A 20,778-nucleotide genomic window follows, 5' to 3' on the forward strand; every position below is an offset into this window, starting at 1 on the left:
TCCGATTGGACAGCCGCCTTCTCTCCTTCGTTCCAACTATTGATCTATGCTCATTGCTCAGTTTGTCGTGACAGACTTATCTGAAGCAACCGCAGATGACAATCGCAAGCAGAATGAAAAGCACCAGAATCGAACCGGAGCTTGTAAACGCACCACCAACATGACCACCGTTAAAACCGTTCATGTATTGCACCTCCTGAAGATTAGAGTCTGTTTAGAATATGTCCGAGGTACACGATTGGATTGGGTGCTTGGCAGGGATACAATTGCTCGGGTATGAATGCCTATTACTTGGAAAAGCAAAAAGCCCGCGGGAAGCGCGGGCTTGAGAGTCATTTACATCGATGAATTTAGGCAATAGGCTATCCCCTGCCAATTACAGTCGCCACTTTCCAATAACAGGCGATTGCTTCGGGCAATTCGCCCGAAGAGCTGGAGCGCGGCGACATCGTCAAGCTCGGTTACAGACAAGCCGAGATGCTCATCGAGCAGTTCATCAAGAAGTGCGCGAGCAGTCTCTTGATCCCAGAAAGCGGCGTTCATTTCACAATTGCCAAATAGCGAATAGTGATGTAGGTTGCATGAGCCAACCGTCCCCCATTCTCCATCGACAATCATGAGCTTCGCGTGCACCCAAACGTTATTCCGATTGGGTGTCCCATCATCACTGAGACCAGCGATGCCCGCTAAGGTAAACTTATCGAACGCAGCAAGCTCAAGCAATGCTTTCGGCAATGTATCATCGGCTGGCACAACGACCACGATTTCAACGCCTCGCAATAAAGCTTGCCGCAAGCCTTCGATAATTTCGGGAACCGTGATCGACTGGTTCTCCATATAGATCGAACGGCGCGCCGCACGGATTGCAGCGCAATATTGATCAAAGTTCGAGCGTTCGCCTTCAGCAGTCGGATACGCGATGCCTTGTGGCACTGCGTGCCCGTTAGACAAGCGCCCGTCTGCGATCGTCCTTTGAATCTGAACAGTCGCGTTGCCGCGTCTGCCCGGTACATCGGTCGGAAAAGCAAGATCATGCTCACTGCCAGCGCCCCAACGACCATCCGTAAGCTCACGTTCGCTTGCTTCGTTCCAGCGCTGTACGAAATTATGGTGAACATCGACTACGGAAGGCCCAGTGAGCTCGATGTACACATCATGGTTTTGTCCTTTGTCGCCGCGATGCCCCGGAGCGACCACGGAGTGCGGGTTGAGATTAATCCCGCCTAGAAAGGCCGTCTCTGACTCATAGCCTGCGTCAATGAGCCAGCTCTTCTGGTGCTGGCAATAGCCTGGCTTCGCCCGATCCCAGCGGATACGAAGGTACGGGGCACAAGCGCTGAGCTTACTGAAGTGCTCAGGTGCTCCCCAGAACGCATTCGTTCTCAAGTGTTCCGTCTCCTCATCGGGGCGCCAGAAGATGACGCGAACGTCCAATCCTCTCTCCGCAGCCGCACTCAGAACGTCAAGCGGGGAGCCTCTGCCATCCGGCATCCGGCATGCCGCCCACATGAATGTGACGGTTACCCATACGCTGTGCTTGGCCCCTTCAATCGCCTCGCATATGCGCCGAAACGCTGGTTCTCCGTCGATGAGCGGCTTAATATGATTCCCGGAACGCACGGGGTATGACGCACTACGCACATAAGGGATTTTAACTAGGTTATGACTTTCATGAGCCATGTTAACGCAACCGATGTCCGCCGGTAATCGCAAGCTCCGTACCCGTCACTGAAGCGGACTCATCGCTCAGCAGGAATACCGCGCCGTAAGCAATGTCCTCCTCCGTTTGAAGCCGCCCGAGCGGAACGGTTGCTTCGCCCATGGAAGCCAATTGTTCGGCGCTAATCCCCATCTTCTGGTGCAGCTCGATCTCGCCATCGGAGGCAACCCAGCCGACAGTGATCCAATTCGAGCGAATCCGTTTCTCCGCGAAATTCGAGGCAATATGCTTGCTCAGCGTCAGCATCGCGCCCTTGGAGCAAGAATAAGCGGCAAGATCCATCTGTCCCATATAAGCATTGGTTGACCCGATATGAACGATTGCGCCTCCCCCCGATTCCACCATCGAAGCGACGGCGTATCTGGAACAATAGAACGAGCCTTTAATGTTCACATCAAACACCGTATCGAACAATTCCTCAGACGTATGGAGCAGATCGCCTCGCGGGAAGATCGCCGCATTATTGACGAGCCCATTAATTCGACCAAAGCGTTCTACCGCTTTAGCAATCAATTGCTCGCAATCCTCCGTCTTGCTCACATCGGTACGAACGAACAAGCCGCCAGTGCCATAGGTCTGTTCAATCTCCCGGATAACGGCAGCGCCTTCTTGTTCGCTCCGGCCAGCAACGACAACGTTCGCCCCTTCGCTTGCACATTTAAGCGCGATGCCTCTACCGATTCCCTTAGTCGCTCCGGTCACGATAATTGTTTTACCATTCAGCCGTTGACCCATTCGATTCACTCCTTAGCAGCCCACTCCGCCAATTTCGCTTTCAAATAAACGCCCGATTCCCGCATCTCGTCCAATCCGTTGATCCCATCCTCAATGGAGATCCACCTATGGAAACCGATTTCACTCAATGTCGCGAAGATCTTATCGTAGTCGTTCAGCCCCTTGCCGATGACGCCATGCGCCAGCGCGGCCGAGTATCCCTGAAGCGTATACTCTCGCAGATCATTCAGCGTATAGCCTGGCTTCAGATACCTATCGCTAGCATGCATCGTCAGGATGCGAGACTTCACTTTCTCCATCACATCCAGCGGATCTTCTCCCGCGAGCAGCGCGTTCGACGGATCGAAGTTGACGCCGAACCATGGAGACGATAGCTCTGAGATGATGGCTAAGAACGTCTCGGAGGATTGCGCGAACTCTGGATAGACCCAATAGCCGTCTTTATAATGATTTTCCATCACCAGATGAACGCGGTTCTCTTCCGCATAAGGAAGCAGCTGACGGATGCAATCGACCGTCCACCTAATGCCGTCCTCGCGATTAAGATCAGGCCGATTCTGTCCGGAGAGGACACGTACGCTGCGGAACGCATCCGGCCCTATGAGTGCCATGATGTCGATCATCTGTTTCATCTTCTCGACTTCTTGTTCCCTTAGGTTCGCATCGGGAGTTGTGAAATCCGGCGACGAGCACATCATCGGAATTTCAAGCAGATGCGCTTCTGCGGCAGCTTTCACTTGAAGCAAGTAAGCTTCATCCGTTTGCTTCAGAAAAGTCGGATATAGCTCGAGGCCATCCACGCCGAGCGTAGCGGCCATCTCGATCCAATCGAATATCGTGATGGTACCGTCCGTCAATTCGTCCATTAGCCCTTTCGGGAAAACTGCGACTCTTGCATCTCTTAGACTAGGAGTTGGCACTATTCTTCACCTTCGCTACTAGAGTTTCGAGCACTTGCTTCAGTTCTCCGCGATCCGTGCTTGGACGGAATTCTTTGTGGTCAATGACAAGCGGAGCTCCGACGACGACAAGCGGTGCGCCAAGCTTCGGCATCTCCGCTGCTTGGTCAATGGAAAGTCCGCCAACGGCTTGAACAGGTATATTCACCGCTTTGACTACAGCTTCCAAATGATCGTATGGACTGCGGGCCGGATCTTCCCCTCGCTCGTCGAAGGATGTATGCACGAGGATATAATCGACGCCGTTCTGTTCCAGGAACTGGGCGCAAGCAACCGGATCCGGGGCAGCCATAATATCGCCCATTACTTTAATGCCGTAATCCCGTGCCGCCCGAACGACAGCCCGCACAGTCGCCGGGTGAGCGACGCCCATGACGACGACATGGGTCGCGCCGGCCTTCGCCATCATCTCCGCTTCCAGGTATCCGCCGTCCATCGTCTTCAAATCCGCGATGATTGGATGGTTCGGGAATGCTTTGCGTAGCGCTACGACAGCATGAAGCCCTTCGCCAAGCAACAGAGGCGTGCCTGCTTCAATCCAATCAATTCCTGCTTCTACGGCGATCTCCGCCATTTCCAGCGCTTCTTCAATGGTCGTTAAATCTAGTGAAATTTGAACGATCGGTTCCATTCGAACATCATCTCCTCATTCTCCTATTAAGCTTCTGGCAGAATAATCGACTTCGCATGCTGTAAACCATCCATCTCGTCAAAAGCCTGCTTCCAATCGCTGATGCCGTAGCATTTGGCCATTGGCAGCGGATCGATCAGGCCAGCGCCCATGAGCGTCAATACTTTCTCCCACATCGGATAATTGTGGCTGAACGAGCCTTGGAGTCGCGCTGCTTTCTGAATCAGCGGATCGAGCGAGAAGCCGACTGGCGCCGGTCCCCAGCCAATCTTGGTAATTTGTCCGCCAGGGCGGATCGCATCTATACTTTGGCGGAGTGAAGCGCTTACACCTACGGCATCCAGAATGACATCCGGACCGAAGCCGTCGCCATAAGCTAGCAGCTCCTCAACAACGTTCTGCTTCTCGGCTACGATGATGCAGTCCGCGCCGAATTGCTTAGCGATTTCCATGCGATTCGCATCTTTCTCCGTCCCAATGACAGTCAATCTTGCGGGGTTGAACAGCTTCGCGATCTGTACGCACAACAAGCCGATTGGACCAGGACCGAATACAGCAACGTAGTCGCCTGGACGAATCTCAGAATGATGGGCGACCGCATTATATGCGACGCAAGAGGGCTCTGTAAGCGCTGCCTTCTCGAAACTAACGTTGTCCGGGATACGATGAACGATTGCCTCTCTCGTCCTTACATATTCCGCCATGGCTCCATTCTCCAGAACGCCAAACCCTCTTCTTGTCGGGCAGAGGTTGTATTGACCAGTACGGCAATAAATGCAAGTTTCGCACACATAGGAAGGGGTTTCGCTTACAACGCGGTCACCTACCTGGAATTGCTTCACTTCAGCTCCAAGAGCAGCAATGACGCCGGAGAACTCATGTCCAAGCGTTACTGGACGATTGACCGGAAACCCTTGAATATCATGGTACATATGCAGATCGCTTCCGCATACGCCGGCTGCTTTGACTTGAATAAGAACCTCACGAGGTCCGAGCTCCGAAGGAATCGGCACGTCGCGAACCTCAACGCTTCCACTTCCAGATGAATAATTGACTACAGCTTTCATGGGCAATCTCCTTTGTCAGAGAAAATAGTCTTAACCTTGCGGATAGTCCCCCCATAATTCGATGGCGTTGCCATCTGGGTCGTAGAACTTAAAAGACAAGCCTTGATAGTCTGTCAGCTTTCCTACCTGGATTCCTCTGTCTTTGAACTGCTGGTACACCAGCTGAACATCATCAGCCACTGTAAATCCGTAAGTTGCCTGCACGCCATTCGAATATTTCATATGCGAAGTAACGTTCCCGTCATCATTCGGAATTAGGAATATTCGAATTCCTGACTCTGATCTTAGCTCCAAGCAAATCGGATCTTCTACGGCTAAAGTAAAACCGAGATGTTCTGCGTACCAATCTGAAGCTGCCTGAAGATTCGATACAGGTATGTACTGGTAACTGGATTGTAACCGCAGTGAAAACGCCCCCCTTCAATGCACATGATTGTTAACTGTCTTCAAAATTAACTTCCACATCACCCATGTAGAATCCTTCCGATTCTTGGAAGTTAAAGCAGTTCTTTGACGGAAATCTGTTCGAATGTCGCAGAGCCGAACTGAACAAAGAAACGCAGGCTCCGGTTCCCAGGACTTATCCGCGAAATAAGCGTGCGTTGGCCGCCGACGCATAGGTCGATCCAGCCATCCGTCACGATCGCTTCAATGGCGATCTTCTCGGTTAACCCATCTACTTGGTGGATGGAAGAATCTTCACTGGCCTGAAGGGAACGTGCATGCAGCGGATGAATGCCGACTTTGCGGGCTGAAGGTTCGAAACGAACATCGTATCCACGCTCGAAGTTCGATGAATCCGCTACGGTGAAACCGAAATACATGTTCGGATAGTTCGCACTCACCTCGAACGAGACGATATAATCGCCATCGAACGAACCGATCTCCCTTGATTCGAAGCCGCTCATCGCGTCGAGTGTGATATCGTCGAAGGACTTCGAAAGGTTCGTCTCATCATCTTCATCTTCGCGCAGCTCAGGCACGAAGCCGAGTCCTAATGAGCCGTCAGGCTGCTGCAAGACTTCACGGAAAACAAGCTCGCCCCCATATCTATTCGGCGAAGAGAGGAACCCTGCCGCAATCCGCCTTCCATTATGGAACGAAGCTGTCTTCGGCACGCGCCATTGCACACAATCCAGCGTATCCATCTCCGGTCGCAGCCATGGCCCTTGCGGGTTGCGCGAATATCGGTAACGGGCAAGACCGTCATTGCTGAAGATTAGATAATACCAGCCATTCCACTCGAAGAAGTCTGCGCATTCCGGCTCGTCGTGATAACCTGGCACGATGAATGGTTCAAGCTCCTCCCAGTCCGTGAGGTTGTCCGAAACGAGATGCGCGAGGCAGCCTTGGTGTTTAATCGGATGGACCAGGCTCGTCGTAACGAGCATATGGTACTTGCCTTGTTGATCTTGATACACATGAGGATCGCGGACGGATGATAATAGGTAACGGTCGGAGATTCGAATGGCTGTATTCGATTTGTCGAAATGGATGCCGTCGCGGCTCTCCGCCCAAGTTAACGTCGCTGGAGATCCGTCATTCGCTCTGACCGCATAGAACGCATAGTAGACTCCGTCCTTCACAAACACAGAGCCCGTGCATATGGAGCCCTCTTCTTCCGCCGTAATACCGACAGCAATAGGATGATGCTCCCACGAGCGCAGATCTTTGCTCGAGACTTGTGCCCATTGATGCGCGCCAAGCCCCCACTTGCTGCCATGGCCTCTCCGGTCGAACAAATAATAGACTCGGAAGCTCTCCCCATCGAAGAAAGGCATGCAATCGCCGACACTTGTATTGAAGCCTTTGGGCCGCCAGTATTGCAGCGCAGCCGGTTCTTCACCTAGAATGCGAGCCTCCTCCTCTGGAGTCGATAACGATTCAGGCTGGACCGCTTCATTCCACAGACGAAGCCGCTCTATATTGGTATATAACTGTATCGCTGCATCGCCAAGGTCAACGGCCCCCATCGGCCAATCTTCATCAACGATCACCCCATCTACATATAAACGAACGGCATGGCCCAAGTATTGAAGGTGGACAATGTGCTTCGAGCTGCCAATGCGACTCCACGGAGCAGACAAGACGATCGGCGTCTCTCTCGCATCCGTATACAGCTCTGCGATTAACGAAAGCGCTTTAATATTATTGGTAGATCCGGTATAGAATCGAATCCGCACGCCGGATTCGGCTGATGCGATTACAGCAAGCTCTCCCTCTGACTGATCGGTTACTTCTATACTGGCAGCCAGCGCTTGAACTTTGCCCCAGTCCAGCTTAATAGGCGCATCACCTTGTACGGCAGTAATTGCAGCTTGTGTTGAAGTGTTCAAGTTCATCTAAGATCAGCTCCTTTTCTAATTAAGATGAGAATCCAGTAGTGGGAATAGCTTCTTATTCGCGCTGTACAATTCTCTGTATATAGCATGCAGACGCGTATAAGTCTCGTGGTTACGGGGATTAGGCATCACTGGCGTCTCATTCATTCGAACGATCGTACCGCAGGCCTCTTCTACGCTTGAGAATCGACCGATGCCTACACCTGCCATAATGGCAGCCCCGACACATGCCTGTTCTTGCATTGTGCTTGTGTATACCTCTTCATCGAAGATATCCGCGATTATCTGTTTCCACAGCGCACTCTTGGCTCCGCCGCCGGATAGAATCAGTCTGGACGGCTGAACGCCAAGCTTTGTAAAGATATCATAGCTGTCTTTCAGCGAGAAGCTGACTCCTTCCAGCACAGCGCGCACGAGATGGTTTCTTCCATGATTCAACGTGAGCCCGAAGAACGCGCCTTTCGCATGCGGGTCCATATGCGGTGTTCGATCTCCGGCCAAATAAGGCAAGAACAACAAGTTATCGCTGCCCGCCGGGATTGCCGAAGCCAATTCATCAAGTGCGCCGTAATCCTGCACATTCAGAATTTGATTGCTCAGCCATTTCAGAGACAGCCCTGCGCTCATCGAAGCACCAAGCAAATACCATCGCTCCGGAACTGCATGAACGTAGGTATGAGTCCTTAAGGCTTCATCGAATACCACCTTGTTAATCGTCGTGAAGAGCTGACCGCCAGTGCCGATCGTACAGGAAACCACGCCAGGCTCGATGATGCCGTTGCCGACCGCTTGCATCGCTTGATCAGCACCGCCATATACGACCGGAGTGCCCGGACTTAGCCCCGATTCGGCGGCTGCCGATGCCGTGACGGTTCCGCAAATTTGCCATGGCTCGCCGGCTTCCGGGAACAACGCGGGGTCGATCTGAACGCGCGACAACAAGGCGGTGGACCACACCCGCTCCGCCACACTATATGCAGAAGTGCTGGAAGCATCCGTTGTGTCTACGCTTATCATGCCGGTGAGCCGGTATCGGACATAATCCTTGGGTAGAATGACGGATCGGATTCGGCTGAAGACCTCGGGTTCATTCTCCTTGACCCACAATAAGGAAGCGAGTTGGAATCCAGTCGCGATATGGTTCTGAATGAGCTCGCCGAGCTCCTGCGTCGTGAATAACTCGTCCAGTTGCTCCTTCTGAGGAATGGAACGCTGATCGCACCATATGATCGCAGGCCTGACTGGTTTACCTTCCGCATCCAGCGCAACGAGTCCGTGCATCTGACCGGAGAAGCCGATTCCCGCAATATCTTCCGGCATTAGCTTAGCTTCCCGAATGGCTGCGCTGGACGTTTGGCAGACCAAGTCCCACCATTCGTCTGGATCCTGTTCCGCATACCCATGATTCGGGATACGGATGTCATAATTCAGTTGCGCAAAGCCGAGCATATTGCCCTGATCATCCATGACCATAGATTTTACACTAGAAGTCCCAATATCAATGCCCATAAGAATTGCCAAACTTGATAACTCCCTTCCATCCATGATTCCTCTATTATGTTCGCCGCGATTCCCATACCTCCTTTTTCCAAATCAAAAACCTTACATAAAAATAAACACAAAAATAAACACAAAAAAACCTCAGCGATTGCTGAGGCTTACTATTCATTATGTATGGGAAGGGACCCAGCCCAATATCTGCATAATCGTAATCACGACTTCAATGACAATGAGAATAACGACAATCCATTCGACGAAGAGACCGCGGATGGAATGGCTGATGTCGGAGAAGCCTTCGGTGATATGATACAGAATATCTGTCTTGCTTTTCAAGATGGTGTAGCGGTCGTTTAGTTCAAAGAAATTCATCATCTTCTCGTAGAACTGGCTTGCCGATTGGTGAGTCCATGTGAGCTCGGGCTTGTCCAGGATCATGATGTAAGCGAGCGTATTGAACTCATGACGCACGATCTTGGCTGTCGTTCTTGCCAATACTTTGTTGCTGATCCGAAGCTTGCCCTTCTCTAATTGCTCAATCATTACTTCCAAGCTGTCTTGTACCTTGCTTAGCTGCAGCTCGGCTTTCTCAAGCGCGACTGATTTGGCTAATACGGTGGCGACTAGCTCAGGCAGAAAGAATTCATATTCATTCACAACGACATACTCGTCCGTTAGCTCCATGCTCTCGATGTTCTCAATATGCAGACTATAATCATCTGTGAAGCTATTCGTGCGCGATAGATCGATTTCCGGCTCGAAGGACTGGAGAAACTTCAGAAGCAGCTGAATCTCGCCCTTGCCCGTATGATTTACGAAGACGACGCTGCCAAAAGAAAATACGAGCACCTGCTGCAGCTCATTCATTCGGGTTGGATAGATGGTTTTGAGCTCGTTCGCTCTTAGTATTAACGGCTGCTCCCACGTATACTTCTTAGGCATGCCTAAGTGAATGGCGATTTTGTTGAGGTCGATTTCGTTCGTAATCGACATTGCTTTGAACGAGATATTGGTCAGTTCCATATAGGTTCCACTTTCGCGATTAGCTGATCTGATTGTAAGTCTTCACCAGTCGCAGGCGATGTAAACTTGACCAATAGAAAAAGCAGCCGATTCATAATCGACTGCTCCACTGCGTTGTTACTTTAACAAATTCAAATACTTCTCAGCTTCCTTAAATTCAGGAGAGTCTTTCAACTGTTCGTAAAGGGCTTCGAACTTCACAGGGTCGAAAGTGCCGTTATTAATTTGCTCGATATATTCGTCGATCTGCTTATTCGCCACATCCGAATTCGCAGCGAGCTGATCATGAAGATTCTGCAGTTTCGCAGGCGGTTCCGTCTTCACAAGCTTGTTCAGCTCTTCTTTAACGGTAACCAGTTGCTTCTTGATCTCCTGCTCTGCCACTGATTTGTTCTCGTTCTTCGCAGCATCGGTGCCCTTCGTCTGAGTCTCCTTCGCTTGTTGAATCAACGCAGGCAGCTTCTTATTGACCTCATTCACAGTCGAGGCGGTTTCCTTCGTTTGTTTGGCAAAGTGAACCGTCTCGACGATGGCGTCTTTAAAATAAAGGAATACACCGCCTAATAGGACAACAAGCACAGTCGCAACGATTGCTAATTTGCGCAGCAAGCGGATCCCACCTTCCTATGCCGGCTTAACGCCTGACCAAGCACGTATCAGCCAGCTCGCTTGATTAAAGTTTGGTCGCCGAAGAATCTAGCTTATCGAAGTAGTATTTCCGATAGTTGTTGATATGGCCGAAATAGTAGCGCGAAACTCGCAATATGCGCTTCACGTTAAGATCCTTGCTATACCAGAGCGACTTAAGCACTTTACCCTGCCTGTAGAGTGTACTGATCTCGGAGGATAAGGCTGGCTCCGTTACATATTTGCGGAGGACAGATCTCGGTACGTTCGTCCACAGGGCTGTTTGATCACTGTATACGGTTGCCTCATTCTTGCCGTACACGACGTTATCGATCAATGCTTCTATCATATTTAACCCAGCAGCCCTTACAAAGAAACTGCTTCTGCCGAGGCGAGGGTTAATCTCGAACAGCATATATTTCCCTGTTCTGCTGTCATACTTCATATCAATGTTGGAGAAGCCGATATAACCGATCTTCTCCAGAAATTTCTTGATTTTCTCGTAAATCGCCTTATCCGAACGGCTAATGATTGCGGCGTAGTTGCCAAGCGTCTTCGGCGTATACTCCTCAAGCACTGGCTGACCAAGACACATCATGCGCACTTTCCCATCATCGTCAGAGAAGCTGTTGATCACGCGCATCGAACTGTCGCCGCCTGGAATGAACTCCTGGATAATCAGCTTGCCTGAATAATCCGATCTATTCATGCTCCTAACCATCGTCAAGTATTCATCCTTCGTATTAAAGAAGAACACCTTCTTCTTCCCTTCGAACTCGCAGTACAAATATTCATACGCATTGCTGTTCTCCGGCTTGACGACGATCGGGAACTGGAATTCCATCTCGTCCAGCGCGCTCTCGCGTTCTTGCGGCTCGCTTACAATCGTCTTCGGATAGTCCATTCCGTGCTGCTCGCACAGCTTGTAGAACTTGTCCTTCGTATCGAGCGTATCAAGCAGCGATTCGGATATAAAATGATTCGCGATCAGCCCTTTGAATGTGCTGTAATGACGCGACAGCATGCCGGCATAGTAATCCGAGCAAGGAATCACGACTAATTTGCGGTTTGGTGCAGCAGCAGCATGCTTCTCCAATATCTTAAGCAGTGCGCCCGGAAAGACGCTCTCACTATCAAAGCGGTCAATTTGAACGAGATCGAACAGCGAGCTATTCATCGTTGGGATTAACAAACGGCTGCACAGCAGCAGCGGCTTAATCTGGTATCGCTCATGAATCAATCTCACGTTGCCATAGGCATTCTCATCGCTTCCAAGTATAATCGGTAAAAAATCGTGGCTTGTCATCGTAATCTCCTTGTTAATCATGAAATCAGTGCTCTAAAATCAATGCTTTAATGAAGGATAAGCTGTCATCTACTTGATCTTCTCTCAATCCATGCAGAATGAGCGGCCCTATAAAATTCACTGCGGATAGCAGCTGCAAATAATGATGATAATCGACCATGCCTTGGCCGGCAGCAACAAACTCTGCCTCTCCATTCACCTTGATATCCTTGGCATGTGCAATCACGATATGCTCGCCCAGGATGTCGAAGGCTTCGGACAGGATATCGCTCTGCGAACGGCCACTCTCAGGATTATACAAATTCGCAGCATCCATTACAATCTTGACGTGAGCTGATTGCAGCTCGTCTAGCAGAAGCCCTGCTCTCCTCGCATCATACACGACATTGGCGAGCTCTGGCTCGACGCCAAGTACGATATTATATTGCTCTGCAATTTCCACCGCCGCCGCTATCGTCTCCAGCATATCTGCCCAAGCTTCCTTGCTCCCATTGTCCGAATGACGCTTCCACATATTGGATTGATCTCGGCTGCCTGTGCAGAGCGTTATTGTTGAAGTTCCGAGTGTGCCGCTTGCTTGCGCAAGAACACGCAATCGGTCAATTCCCGCTTGACGGTGGCTCCGGTCGGGATGTGCCATATTGAATGTACCCGATAGTGCGGACATCTCAATCTGATTGTGCCGGCAAACATTGTTGATCTTCTGTGCAAGCTGCATATCGATGTCGTCTGGCATGGACGACAATCCGGCGCAGGCCATATTAAATTGCGTCTTTGATAACCCATATCCGCGGATCACTTGTGCGATTTCTTCGACTGAGCTCCGATTAAAGGTTTTCGCGAAGATTCCGAGATCCATCACACACCGCCAGTCACTTCGGAGAGACTGACTTTGCCGCCGCCAATCTCTGCAGATCTTGCCAATGCGACCATCGCTCGCATATTTTGCACGCCATCATGGATGGATGCGCCGACTAGAGGAGCACCGCCTAGGATGGTATCCGCGAAGCCTTCTAATTGAAGCTTGTAGAAATGCGCGTCAGCACCAAGCGGCTTGCGATACAACCCGTCTTTAGCAGAGAACACTTCTACATCGCTTGCCTTGAACAGCCATGGATTATAGGTCTTCGCGATGACGCTGCCATGCTCCCCGTACACTTGAAAGCCTTCATGCCAGTCCATTCTCACCGCTACCGTGAGATCGAGTTGCCCTACCGTTCCATTCGTATATTCAATGGTGCACAACCAGTTATGCGCACCGAAGCGTTCCGTATGCCAGGCATGCACGCTGTCAATCTCTCCGCCGAGGAATCTTGCCGTATCCACGAGGTGACTGCCATGGGTCATCACATAATAGCGTTGCTTGTCCAGCTTGGGGTTCCCCTCTGGTTTCTTCGCTGCGTCGCTTAACATCATGACAGGCATTACATTCTCTGTCACCGCATAGCGGTAAGTTGAATCGCAATACCAGGCTTTGAGCGCCAGCATCTCGCCCATTTCTTCCTGAATGAACTTCTTCGCATATGCAATTCCGGGATCGAACCTCTTCATATTGCCAACTTGGAATGTCAGGTTCGAGCGCCGGACGATGGCATCCAGCTCTTCGCATTCTTCAATGGTGACGCCGAGCGGCTTCTCTACGAGGACATGTTTGCCTGCGAGCACGGCCTTCTTCGCCATTGGCACATGGAATTGATCAGCGATCCCGATAATTACAGCTTCCACTTCTGGATCTGAGAGCATCTCATCATAATTCGTATAAGTCCGTTTGGGGTTATATTTATGCTCCATCTTCTCTACTAAATCTTGAGCAACGTCGCAGATCGCAATGAGCTCAACATTGTTTGCTCTTGCGCAAGCTTCCAAATGTGCAGCTTGGGAGATCACGCCACAGCCGAGCACGCCGACCTTTAACTTGTTCGGGTTCTCCATCTATGTATTCCCCTCGTTTCCATTCGTTTCTTACTACAATAGCATCTGCCCCTCTTAAAAGAAAGAAGCCCGCGATGAACGCGGACTTCCTGTTAATTAATCATCTATACCTTTGCCATTCAGAATATGCTCCGTATACTTCTCGACCCTCGCCGTGCGAGTCTTGGATTGCTTAGGTTGCGAGAAATGCAGCAAGTAACCTCTTTGACGACCAGGCGTCAACGCTTCAAAGGCGGTCTTCAAAGCAGGATTCTCATCGAGCTTCACTTGAAATTCTTCCGCAACTGCAAACTCGGTAGCCTTCTTAAGGATGACTTCCTTGCCGGACTTCTCAATCTCAATGGCTTCATATAGGTAAGCTCGAATGGTGAGCTCCATATCTAGAATCTCTTGCAGACTGGTGAACCGAAGTTGGCGCGCCGCTTGTACATTCTCCGTCTGTTGGATCAGAATGCCATGCGGATCCTTCAACAAAGCCCCTTTGTGAAACAGCATCGCGCAATAATCCTTGAAGCCATGGATGAGCACGACATTCTTATCATTCAGTGTATAACACGGATGCATCCATTTGAAATCCTCCGTAAGCTCGCTATCCAAGATGATTTCCCTGAGCTTCTCGAACTCTTCCTTCCATTTGCTAGCCATGCTGATGAACATGTCCACTGTCGGATTTTTAACTGTATCGGTCATTGAGGACACTCCTTTCTACTTGATGTGTGGTCACTTCATTGCGATCAAGATTTCAAATATCTCCCCGTAATCGAGAGCTCGGCGCGAATGATATCCGAAGGTATCCCTTCGAACACCACCTGTCCGCCCTTGCTGCCACCGTCCGGTCCCATGTCGATAATCCAATCCGCTTGGCTGATCACTTCAAGATTATGCTCGATGACAATGACTGTATTGCCTGCGTCAACGAGACGGTTCATGATCTCAAGCAAGTGCCCGATATCGGACATATGCAAGCCGGTCGTAGGCTCATCCATCACGTAGATGCTGCCCTTCTTATGCAGCTCGCTTGCGAGCTTGATCCGCTGGCATTCTCCGCCCGACAGCGTGCTCATCGGCTGGCCGAGTGTAATGTAATTCAGCCCGACATCACTCAGTGCCTGAAGCTTGCGAACAACCTCCTTCAGCTCGAAGAACTCGAGTGCCTGCTCTACCGTCATCTCAAGCACATCAGCGATGGACTTGCCGTTCAGCTTGTACACGAGTACTTCTTCCTTAAACCTTCTGCCTCCGCACACTTCGCATGGCAGATCCACGCTGTCCAGGAATGATAGGTCAATGGATATTACGCCTTGCCCGCCGCAGTTCTCACAGGCTCCCTTGGAGTTGAAGCTGAACAAGCCTTGATTCACTTTATTCGCCGAAGCAAAAGCTTTCCGCACATCGTCCATAATTCCCGTGTACGTTGCTGGATTCGAACGTGTAGATACGCCTATTGCCGATTGGTCGATAACGATTGCGTCCGAATGGTTGCTTAGGAATACATCGTTAATGAGCGTGCTCTTACCCGAGCCGGCAACGCCAGTGACGACTGTCAGCACACTCGTTGGGACATCAACACTGACGTTATGCAAGTTGTGCAGCGTAGCATTGTTGATCGATAGCTTGCCGCTTGGCTGTCTGGTCTCCTGCTTCAACGCTAGAGGGCGCTTCATATGGTTGCCTGTCAGCGTGCCTGATTCCAGCAAGTCTCTGAAGCTTCCTTCAAACACAATGTTCCCTCCACGACTGCCGGCATACGGACCAACATCGACGATATGATCCGCAACCTTGATTACATCGGGATCATGCTCGACAACAATAACCGTATTGCCCTTGTCGCGCAGCTTCTGAAGCAATTCATTCAACCGATGTACATCACGCGGATGCAAGCCTACGCTTGGCTCATCGAAGATATAAGTGACATCGACAAGACTGCCGCTTAGATGCTTGACCATCTTGACGCGCTGCGACTCTCCTCCGGACAACGTATCCGTCTCACGATCGAGCGTCAAGTAATCAAGTCCGATATCGACGAGATGCTGCAGCCGATCAGCCAATGCTTTGATGACAGGCGCGGCAACAGGATTGTCGATCTCCCGCACGACTCGGATGAGCTGACCCACTTCCATCGCGGCCAGATCGGCAATGTTATATCCATTAATCTTGCTGCTCAGCGTAGCTTGGCTGAGTCTTGCACCGTGACAGCTGGAGCATACGCCTTCGATAATATAAGGCATAACAGCCTTCTGAGTACGCTCGGACATCGTCTTAATATCTCGTCTGATGTACTTGTTCGTAAATTTCTCGATGCAGCCTTCGACGGTCACATTCATCGGCTTGCTCATGAATTGGACTTCGACCTTCTTGGCTTTGCCATATAGCAGCTCGTCCAGCTCTGCTGCTGAATAATCGCTTAGCTTCTTATCGGGATCGAAAGACCCGGAGTCAATAAGGATAGTGAGATCAAAGCTGCTCGACTTGTAGTCCGGCAGCAGAATTGCTCCTTCACTGAGCGACTTGGACTTATCAATCGCTTTGCTCATGTCGACGACCAGACTGCGGCCGAGTCCGTTACAATCCGGACACATGCCTTGCGGATCGTTGAAGGAGAACATATTCGCGGTTCCAACATAAGGCTGCCCCGCTCTAGAGAAGAGCAAACGAAGAATAGGAGAAATATCGGTAATCGTGCCCATCGTCGAATGAGAACCGCCACCCAGCCGCTTCTGATCCACAATGACTGCCATGCTCAGATTCTCGATGGCGTCTGCATCCGGCTGCGGTACGCGCGGTAGAAAGTTGCGAACGAACATACTGAAGTTTTCATTCAGCAGCCGCGTTGATTCAGCCGCAATCGTATCGAAGACGATGGATGACTTGCCAGAACCGGATACGCCTGTGAAGATGGTGATCTTCCGCTTCGGAATGCGCAAGGACACATCCTTGAGATTGTTTTCTCTTGCACCTGATATGACGATAAACTCCTGATTCGATTCGGTCATGATAACATCCTTCCACTAGTAAGTTGAATAATATTCCACTTCATATTGTACAGAAACAAGAGGAATTTGCCATACTGTCTATGCAGACATAAACCGGCTGCATGAGCTTGCTGCCGGTTCATGTTTCTTATTGCGCGAGCAGCGTCTCGAGCTGGCCGCCCATACTCGTCCAACCATATTTGGCGCCGTTCAACGCTTGTGGATTGGAGATGCCTGATTGCTCCAAATGCAGGTTGATTTTGCCGTCTCCCAGATCCTGCAAGGTCCATACGACAGTATGCTTCTCCGCACCTGTGCCCCACGTATAAGACAGCTTGCTCGGCTTGTCTACGATGAGTACTTCACCTTCAACAATGCCATCCCAATATTCGGTTGGCTTCTGACGGAATTGAAACTGATAGCCAACTTCAGGCTTGAAGTTATTCTCCATAACCCACTTGGCAAGCTTGTCAGGATCCGTTATTGCGGTCCACAGCTTCTCGATCGTAGTTGTATATTGAAAATCCAAATTCAATGTTAAACTCATTCTTCTTCCTCCTCTAATAATAGCTGGTTCAATCGCATCATATTGGATGTCCAGAACTTTCTGTAAAAGGCGACCCAATCTTGAATCTCTTGAAGCGGTGCAGCATTGAGCCGATACCGGGTTTCTCGGCCGACTTTCCGATCCGTAACAAGTCCTGCTTCTTTAAGTATGGTCAAATGCTTGGATACCGCCGTCCGGCCCATCTCGAATCGAGACGTCAGCTCATGAAGCGGCAGCTCCTCAGCTTCTGATAACAGTTGTATGAGCCTTCGCCTGGTAGGATCCGCAATCGCGTCAAACACATCCCGCAGCTGTTCGTTATCGCTCACAACACCCTCTCCTACGTGTTCAGTCGACTATAATCGGACACCATTTGGTGACATTTTTATTGTATGACACCGTTTGGTGTCCTGTCAAATCTGCGTTAGTATGCCCTCTGATCAAAGAAAAGCCCGCGAATAGAATTCGCGGACGATTGATTTCTCACTCACGCAGCCCTGTCATTCAGGCGATTGCGCTGCTGCTTGTTTAACGGCTTGCTCCAGGACATCGTTTCGATCCAGCAGTCCTTGAAATTGCCCATTAAATGAAGTAATCGCAATGAAATCGCCTTGTGAATCTAGTATCTTCTGGAACTGATCGTTGTCGATCTTAGGCGGCTTGACGTTGTTCGATTGAATATAGGTGGGATGAAGGTCATCATCTAGAAGCTGCTCCAGCAATATACCGTCGATCCACTCTGCATGTTCATAGGTATGATTAGATGCAGTTAAGCTAAGCCATTCTGCTCTCTTGCTTAGCTCTACTTGCTGAATGTCGTTCACTTGTACCTCACTCAGAAAATGTTGAAGGACGGTCACAAACGGCTTGCCATCGCCAAGCGCCCCTCGATTAGAGGTGATGAGCGGCTCGCTCCCATACGCTTTGACTACCGTGCAATAAGCTTCAGCGAAGGCAGCCTCAAACCACGGGTAGCGTTTGGCTAGCGCAAAACGTATCGCTGCAGGTTTGGCCCAGCCTGCAAATCGTTTGCGAGTGCCGTTGTTCGATTCCAAGAACACAAAGGCTTTCATATTCTTCTGATGCGCATACATGATAGACATGATGAACAGGCGCGAAGTTAGCCAGTTCTTGCCGCTTCCGAGATGGATGACCGTATAATCCGCGCTGCCTTCCGATAACAGCTCATATCTAATATCGATCTCTCTACTTGATTTCTGCATGGCTTCCATCATATTGCTCAAATCCAACTGGCTAACCGATAGGCTCGGCGTGAAGGATTTTGCTTCGGATAATTCGATTGATACGCCTGCAAAATCCAGCCTCTTCACACGTTTCAGCAACACGCTCAGCAAATCCGGCAAATGCTTGCGAAAGATTAACAGCAGAATGATTACTGTAGCCGGCCAAATGACAGCAGAAACAAGAGTTGCGATATCGAGATTGACAGCCACCTGAACACCCGCTCTCCGTAGGAGTCCTTCGCATGTTCATGCGAAATCCTTTACGAATATATGCAGCTATTCAATGACCCATCTCCAATTGTTTATTACTTCTGCCGATCCACCATTCAGTCAGTCTATCCATTCTGCAAAAAAAATCCGCGGAGGCCGCGGATTCCATACTCATTTATTGATTTGCTTGTTCAATTGCCTGATTAACCGCTTCACTGCCGTTCAACTCGCTTGGCACCGGCGCGCCTGCTTGAACGAGCTGCTTCGCAACATCTGCATAATCGCCGTATGGAGAACGAAAATGAATGGAGCCCCACATACAGCTGCCAAGTGCTGCGCCGCCATATCCATGCGTTAGCTCTGTTGATGCGCCGTTCGCGAGAAGAAGTCGCACGATCTCGGCATTGCCGCGCATAGCTGCATGATGAAGTGCTGTGAAATCCGCCGGGGTACGCCGTGCGTCGGCTGGGAATCCGGCACTCAGCATGCAACGAATGGCATCCGTATCGTTGTTTGAAGCTGCATCAGCGATTGTGCCAAGCTCAGCTTGGGAGAGTGTCTTCACAATGTCGGGCTCTTGAGCGATCAGAGCTTGAACCGCAGCTTGATCGCCAGTCAAACACGCATACAGCAACCGATTCGCTGTAGGACGATGCTCCAAGATCAGTTCTGCAATTTCAGTCCGCTTATGACGCGCAGCAAGCAGCAATGGCGTCATATCGGAGCCGACTTTATACAAGTAAATATGTCCGCCGTCAGAGTCACCGGACGTGAAACGTCCTTGACCGATTCGAGCATCCAGACAATCGGGCTCTGCTTGAATCAACTGGCGGACTAGCTCCGTATCGCCAAGCTGAATCGCCATGTAGATATCCGCTGAAGCGCCGCGTTCGATGAGATAGTTGCATTTCTCGGGTTGATCAATCGCCCATTGAGCCGGTGTACTGTAATGGTCGATATCACGCTGATCAATCTCGGCTCCGTGCTCGAGCAGGAAATCAATAATCGCTGGATCAGTGGCAAAGTGAAGCGGAGCTTGTCCATCCGGACCGCGCTCGTTGACGGCCTCGGAATTCTTCGCTACCATCTCTTGCAAAGTCTCGATCATCCCAAGTGCGGCTGCTGCATGCATATCAACTGGAGCTCCCCGCTCTATCAGATAGCGGGATAGTTCATGATGATCATGGTGCAGGACGCCGAAGCCTCCCGCCCACCAAGTACTCTTGGCAAACAGATCGGCACCGTGCTCCAGGAGCAGGTCTACCAATTCGCGATTCCCGCTCGCCGCTGCTTTGACGATCGCAGGCGAATCGAATGAGAACCAAGGCTCGTTTATTCGCTCAGCCAGGAACGGATATTCTTGCAGGCACTTGCCTGCCTCCGCTATATCATTATTCGAAACGGCTTGTTTAAACTGTTCAATCGCATGCTGCTCATCCATTACCTGCGCACCTCCGATTGGTATACTAACTTCTCTATCTTCTCTATTTTACTTGTTTATTTCTACCAAATCCATGATGGATTTGGCGACTATGCTAACTTGCGAAAAGATGATACTTTCGTGAACGGCTGGCAATCTACGAGCAGCCTAAGGTAGAATAAAAGCATTCATATCCCTCAAGGAGGTTAATGACGACATGCTGCGCAACCCATACAGCCGATTCCGTCTTATCGGGACACTGGAAGGCCTCTCATTCCTGCTCTTGCTTTGCATCGCAATGCCGCTCAAATATTGGGCCGATATCCCTCATCCCGTCACCGTTGTAGGTATGATCCACGGCGCATTATTCAGCCTTTACATCCTTACTGCTATTTCGATGCTCTTCTCGTCAGGCTGGCGGATAACAAGACTTCTCGGCGCCATTATCGCTGCATTCCTGCCATTCGGACCATTCATATTCGACCGCCGCATTCGCGAAAATAGCTGAATTCTATTCTAAATTAAAGGCTGCCGATCATAGATCGC

At 50.4% G+C, this 20,778-nt stretch carries 21 protein-coding genes; 1 reads left to right on the forward strand and 20 read right to left on the reverse strand.

The window, feature by feature from the left end; all coding sequences use genetic code 11:
• Positions 1–76 precede the first annotated feature (76 nt).
• From AC0YNX_RS07325 to AC0YNX_RS07420, 20 genes are all read right to left on the reverse strand, one after another.
• On the reverse strand, positions 77–184 hold the full coding sequence (locus AC0YNX_RS07325; RefSeq protein WP_475814965.1) for a sporulation protein YjcZ: 108 nt from the start codon (positions 182–184) through the stop codon (positions 77–79).
• 152 nt (positions 185–336) lie between these two features.
• The gene (locus AC0YNX_RS07330) at positions 337–1,680 is read right to left on the reverse strand and encodes a phospholipase D-like domain-containing protein (RefSeq protein WP_475814966.1); all 1,344 of its coding nucleotides are present in this window, start codon (positions 1,678–1,680) and stop codon (positions 337–339) included.
• Between the two features lies 1 nt (position 1,681).
• Positions 1,682–2,455, reverse strand: a complete 774-nt coding sequence (locus AC0YNX_RS07335) for an SDR family NAD(P)-dependent oxidoreductase (protein WP_475814967.1) — start codon at positions 2,453–2,455, stop codon at positions 1,682–1,684.
• 5 nt (positions 2,456–2,460) lie between these two features.
• Positions 2,461–3,321, reverse strand: coding sequence for a sugar phosphate isomerase/epimerase family protein (locus AC0YNX_RS07340; RefSeq protein WP_475814968.1), 861 nt, complete (start codon positions 3,319–3,321; stop codon positions 2,461–2,463).
• A 40-nt stretch (positions 3,322–3,361) separates the two neighbouring features.
• Positions 3,362–4,045, reverse strand: a complete 684-nt coding sequence (locus tag AC0YNX_RS07345) for an orotidine 5'-phosphate decarboxylase / HUMPS family protein (protein WP_475814969.1) — start codon at positions 4,043–4,045, stop codon at positions 3,362–3,364.
• Between the two features lie 26 nt (positions 4,046–4,071).
• The gene (locus AC0YNX_RS07350; protein WP_475814970.1) at positions 4,072–5,112 is read right to left on the reverse strand and encodes a zinc-binding dehydrogenase; all 1,041 of its coding nucleotides are present in this window, start codon (positions 5,110–5,112) and stop codon (positions 4,072–4,074) included.
• Positions 5,113–5,142: 30 nt separating this feature from the next.
• Complete coding sequence (locus AC0YNX_RS07355) at positions 5,143–5,517, reverse strand: VOC family protein (RefSeq protein WP_475815203.1); 375 nt, start codon at positions 5,515–5,517, stop codon at positions 5,143–5,145.
• A gap of 92 nt (positions 5,518–5,609) precedes the next feature.
• Positions 5,610–7,454, reverse strand: coding sequence for a family 43 glycosylhydrolase (locus AC0YNX_RS07360; RefSeq protein ID WP_475814971.1), 1,845 nt, complete (start codon positions 7,452–7,454; stop codon positions 5,610–5,612).
• A gap of 18 nt (positions 7,455–7,472) precedes the next feature.
• Positions 7,473–8,975 (reverse strand): xylulokinase, encoded by a 1,503-nt coding sequence (gene xylB, locus AC0YNX_RS07365; RefSeq protein WP_475814972.1) that lies wholly within the window; start codon positions 8,973–8,975, stop codon positions 7,473–7,475.
• 147 nt (positions 8,976–9,122) lie between these two features.
• Positions 9,123–9,974, reverse strand: coding sequence for an RMD1 family protein (locus AC0YNX_RS07370; protein WP_475814973.1), 852 nt, complete (start codon positions 9,972–9,974; stop codon positions 9,123–9,125).
• Positions 9,975–10,091: 117 nt separating this feature from the next.
• Positions 10,092–10,583 carry a DUF6376 family protein gene (locus tag AC0YNX_RS07375; protein ID WP_475814974.1) on the reverse strand — a complete coding sequence of 164 codons (492 nt, stop codon included), beginning with the start codon at positions 10,581–10,583 and terminating at the stop codon, positions 10,092–10,094.
• A gap of 64 nt (positions 10,584–10,647) precedes the next feature.
• Positions 10,648–11,928 carry a carboxylate--amine ligase gene (locus AC0YNX_RS07380; RefSeq protein WP_475814975.1) on the reverse strand — a complete coding sequence of 427 codons (1,281 nt, stop codon included), beginning with the start codon at positions 11,926–11,928 and terminating at the stop codon, positions 10,648–10,650.
• 4 nt (positions 11,929–11,932) lie between these two features.
• Positions 11,933–12,766 (reverse strand): sugar phosphate isomerase/epimerase family protein, encoded by an 834-nt coding sequence (locus AC0YNX_RS07385; RefSeq protein ID WP_475815204.1) that lies wholly within the window; start codon positions 12,764–12,766, stop codon positions 11,933–11,935.
• Positions 12,766–13,839, reverse strand: a complete 1,074-nt coding sequence (locus tag AC0YNX_RS07390; RefSeq protein ID WP_475814976.1) for a Gfo/Idh/MocA family protein — start codon at positions 13,837–13,839, stop codon at positions 12,766–12,768. Before AC0YNX_RS07390 ends, AC0YNX_RS07385 begins: the two co-directional genes overlap by 1 nt.
• A gap of 96 nt (positions 13,840–13,935) precedes the next feature.
• Complete coding sequence (locus AC0YNX_RS07395; RefSeq protein WP_475814977.1) at positions 13,936–14,529, reverse strand: YdeI/OmpD-associated family protein; 594 nt, start codon at positions 14,527–14,529, stop codon at positions 13,936–13,938.
• 44 nt (positions 14,530–14,573) lie between these two features.
• Positions 14,574–16,832, reverse strand: a complete 2,259-nt coding sequence (locus tag AC0YNX_RS07400; protein ID WP_475814978.1) for an ATP-binding cassette domain-containing protein — start codon at positions 16,830–16,832, stop codon at positions 14,574–14,576.
• 127 nt (positions 16,833–16,959) lie between these two features.
• Positions 16,960–17,358 (reverse strand): SRPBCC family protein, encoded by a 399-nt coding sequence (locus AC0YNX_RS07405; protein WP_475814979.1) that lies wholly within the window; start codon positions 17,356–17,358, stop codon positions 16,960–16,962.
• Positions 17,355–17,687: an ArsR/SmtB family transcription factor gene (locus AC0YNX_RS07410; protein WP_475814980.1), complete on the reverse strand. Its 333-nt coding sequence runs from the start codon at positions 17,685–17,687 to the stop codon at positions 17,355–17,357. Before AC0YNX_RS07410 ends, AC0YNX_RS07405 begins: the two co-directional genes overlap by 4 nt.
• 171 nt (positions 17,688–17,858) lie before the next feature.
• Complete coding sequence (locus AC0YNX_RS07415) at positions 17,859–18,812, reverse strand: hypothetical protein (RefSeq protein ID WP_475814981.1); 954 nt, start codon at positions 18,810–18,812, stop codon at positions 17,859–17,861.
• Between the two features lie 175 nt (positions 18,813–18,987).
• On the reverse strand, positions 18,988–20,253 hold the full coding sequence (locus AC0YNX_RS07420) for an ankyrin repeat domain-containing protein (RefSeq protein ID WP_475814982.1): 1,266 nt from the start codon (positions 20,251–20,253) through the stop codon (positions 18,988–18,990).
• 196 nt (positions 20,254–20,449) lie between these two features.
• Here AC0YNX_RS07420 and AC0YNX_RS07425 point away from each other — a divergent pair, with 196 nt between their 5' ends.
• Entirely contained in the window at positions 20,450–20,740 is a 291-nt protein-coding gene (locus AC0YNX_RS07425; RefSeq protein WP_475814983.1) for a DUF3817 domain-containing protein, read from the forward strand.
• Positions 20,741–20,778: the final 38 nt, after the last annotated feature.

It is taken from the genome of Paenibacillus sp. J31R98 (assembly GCF_056269245.1).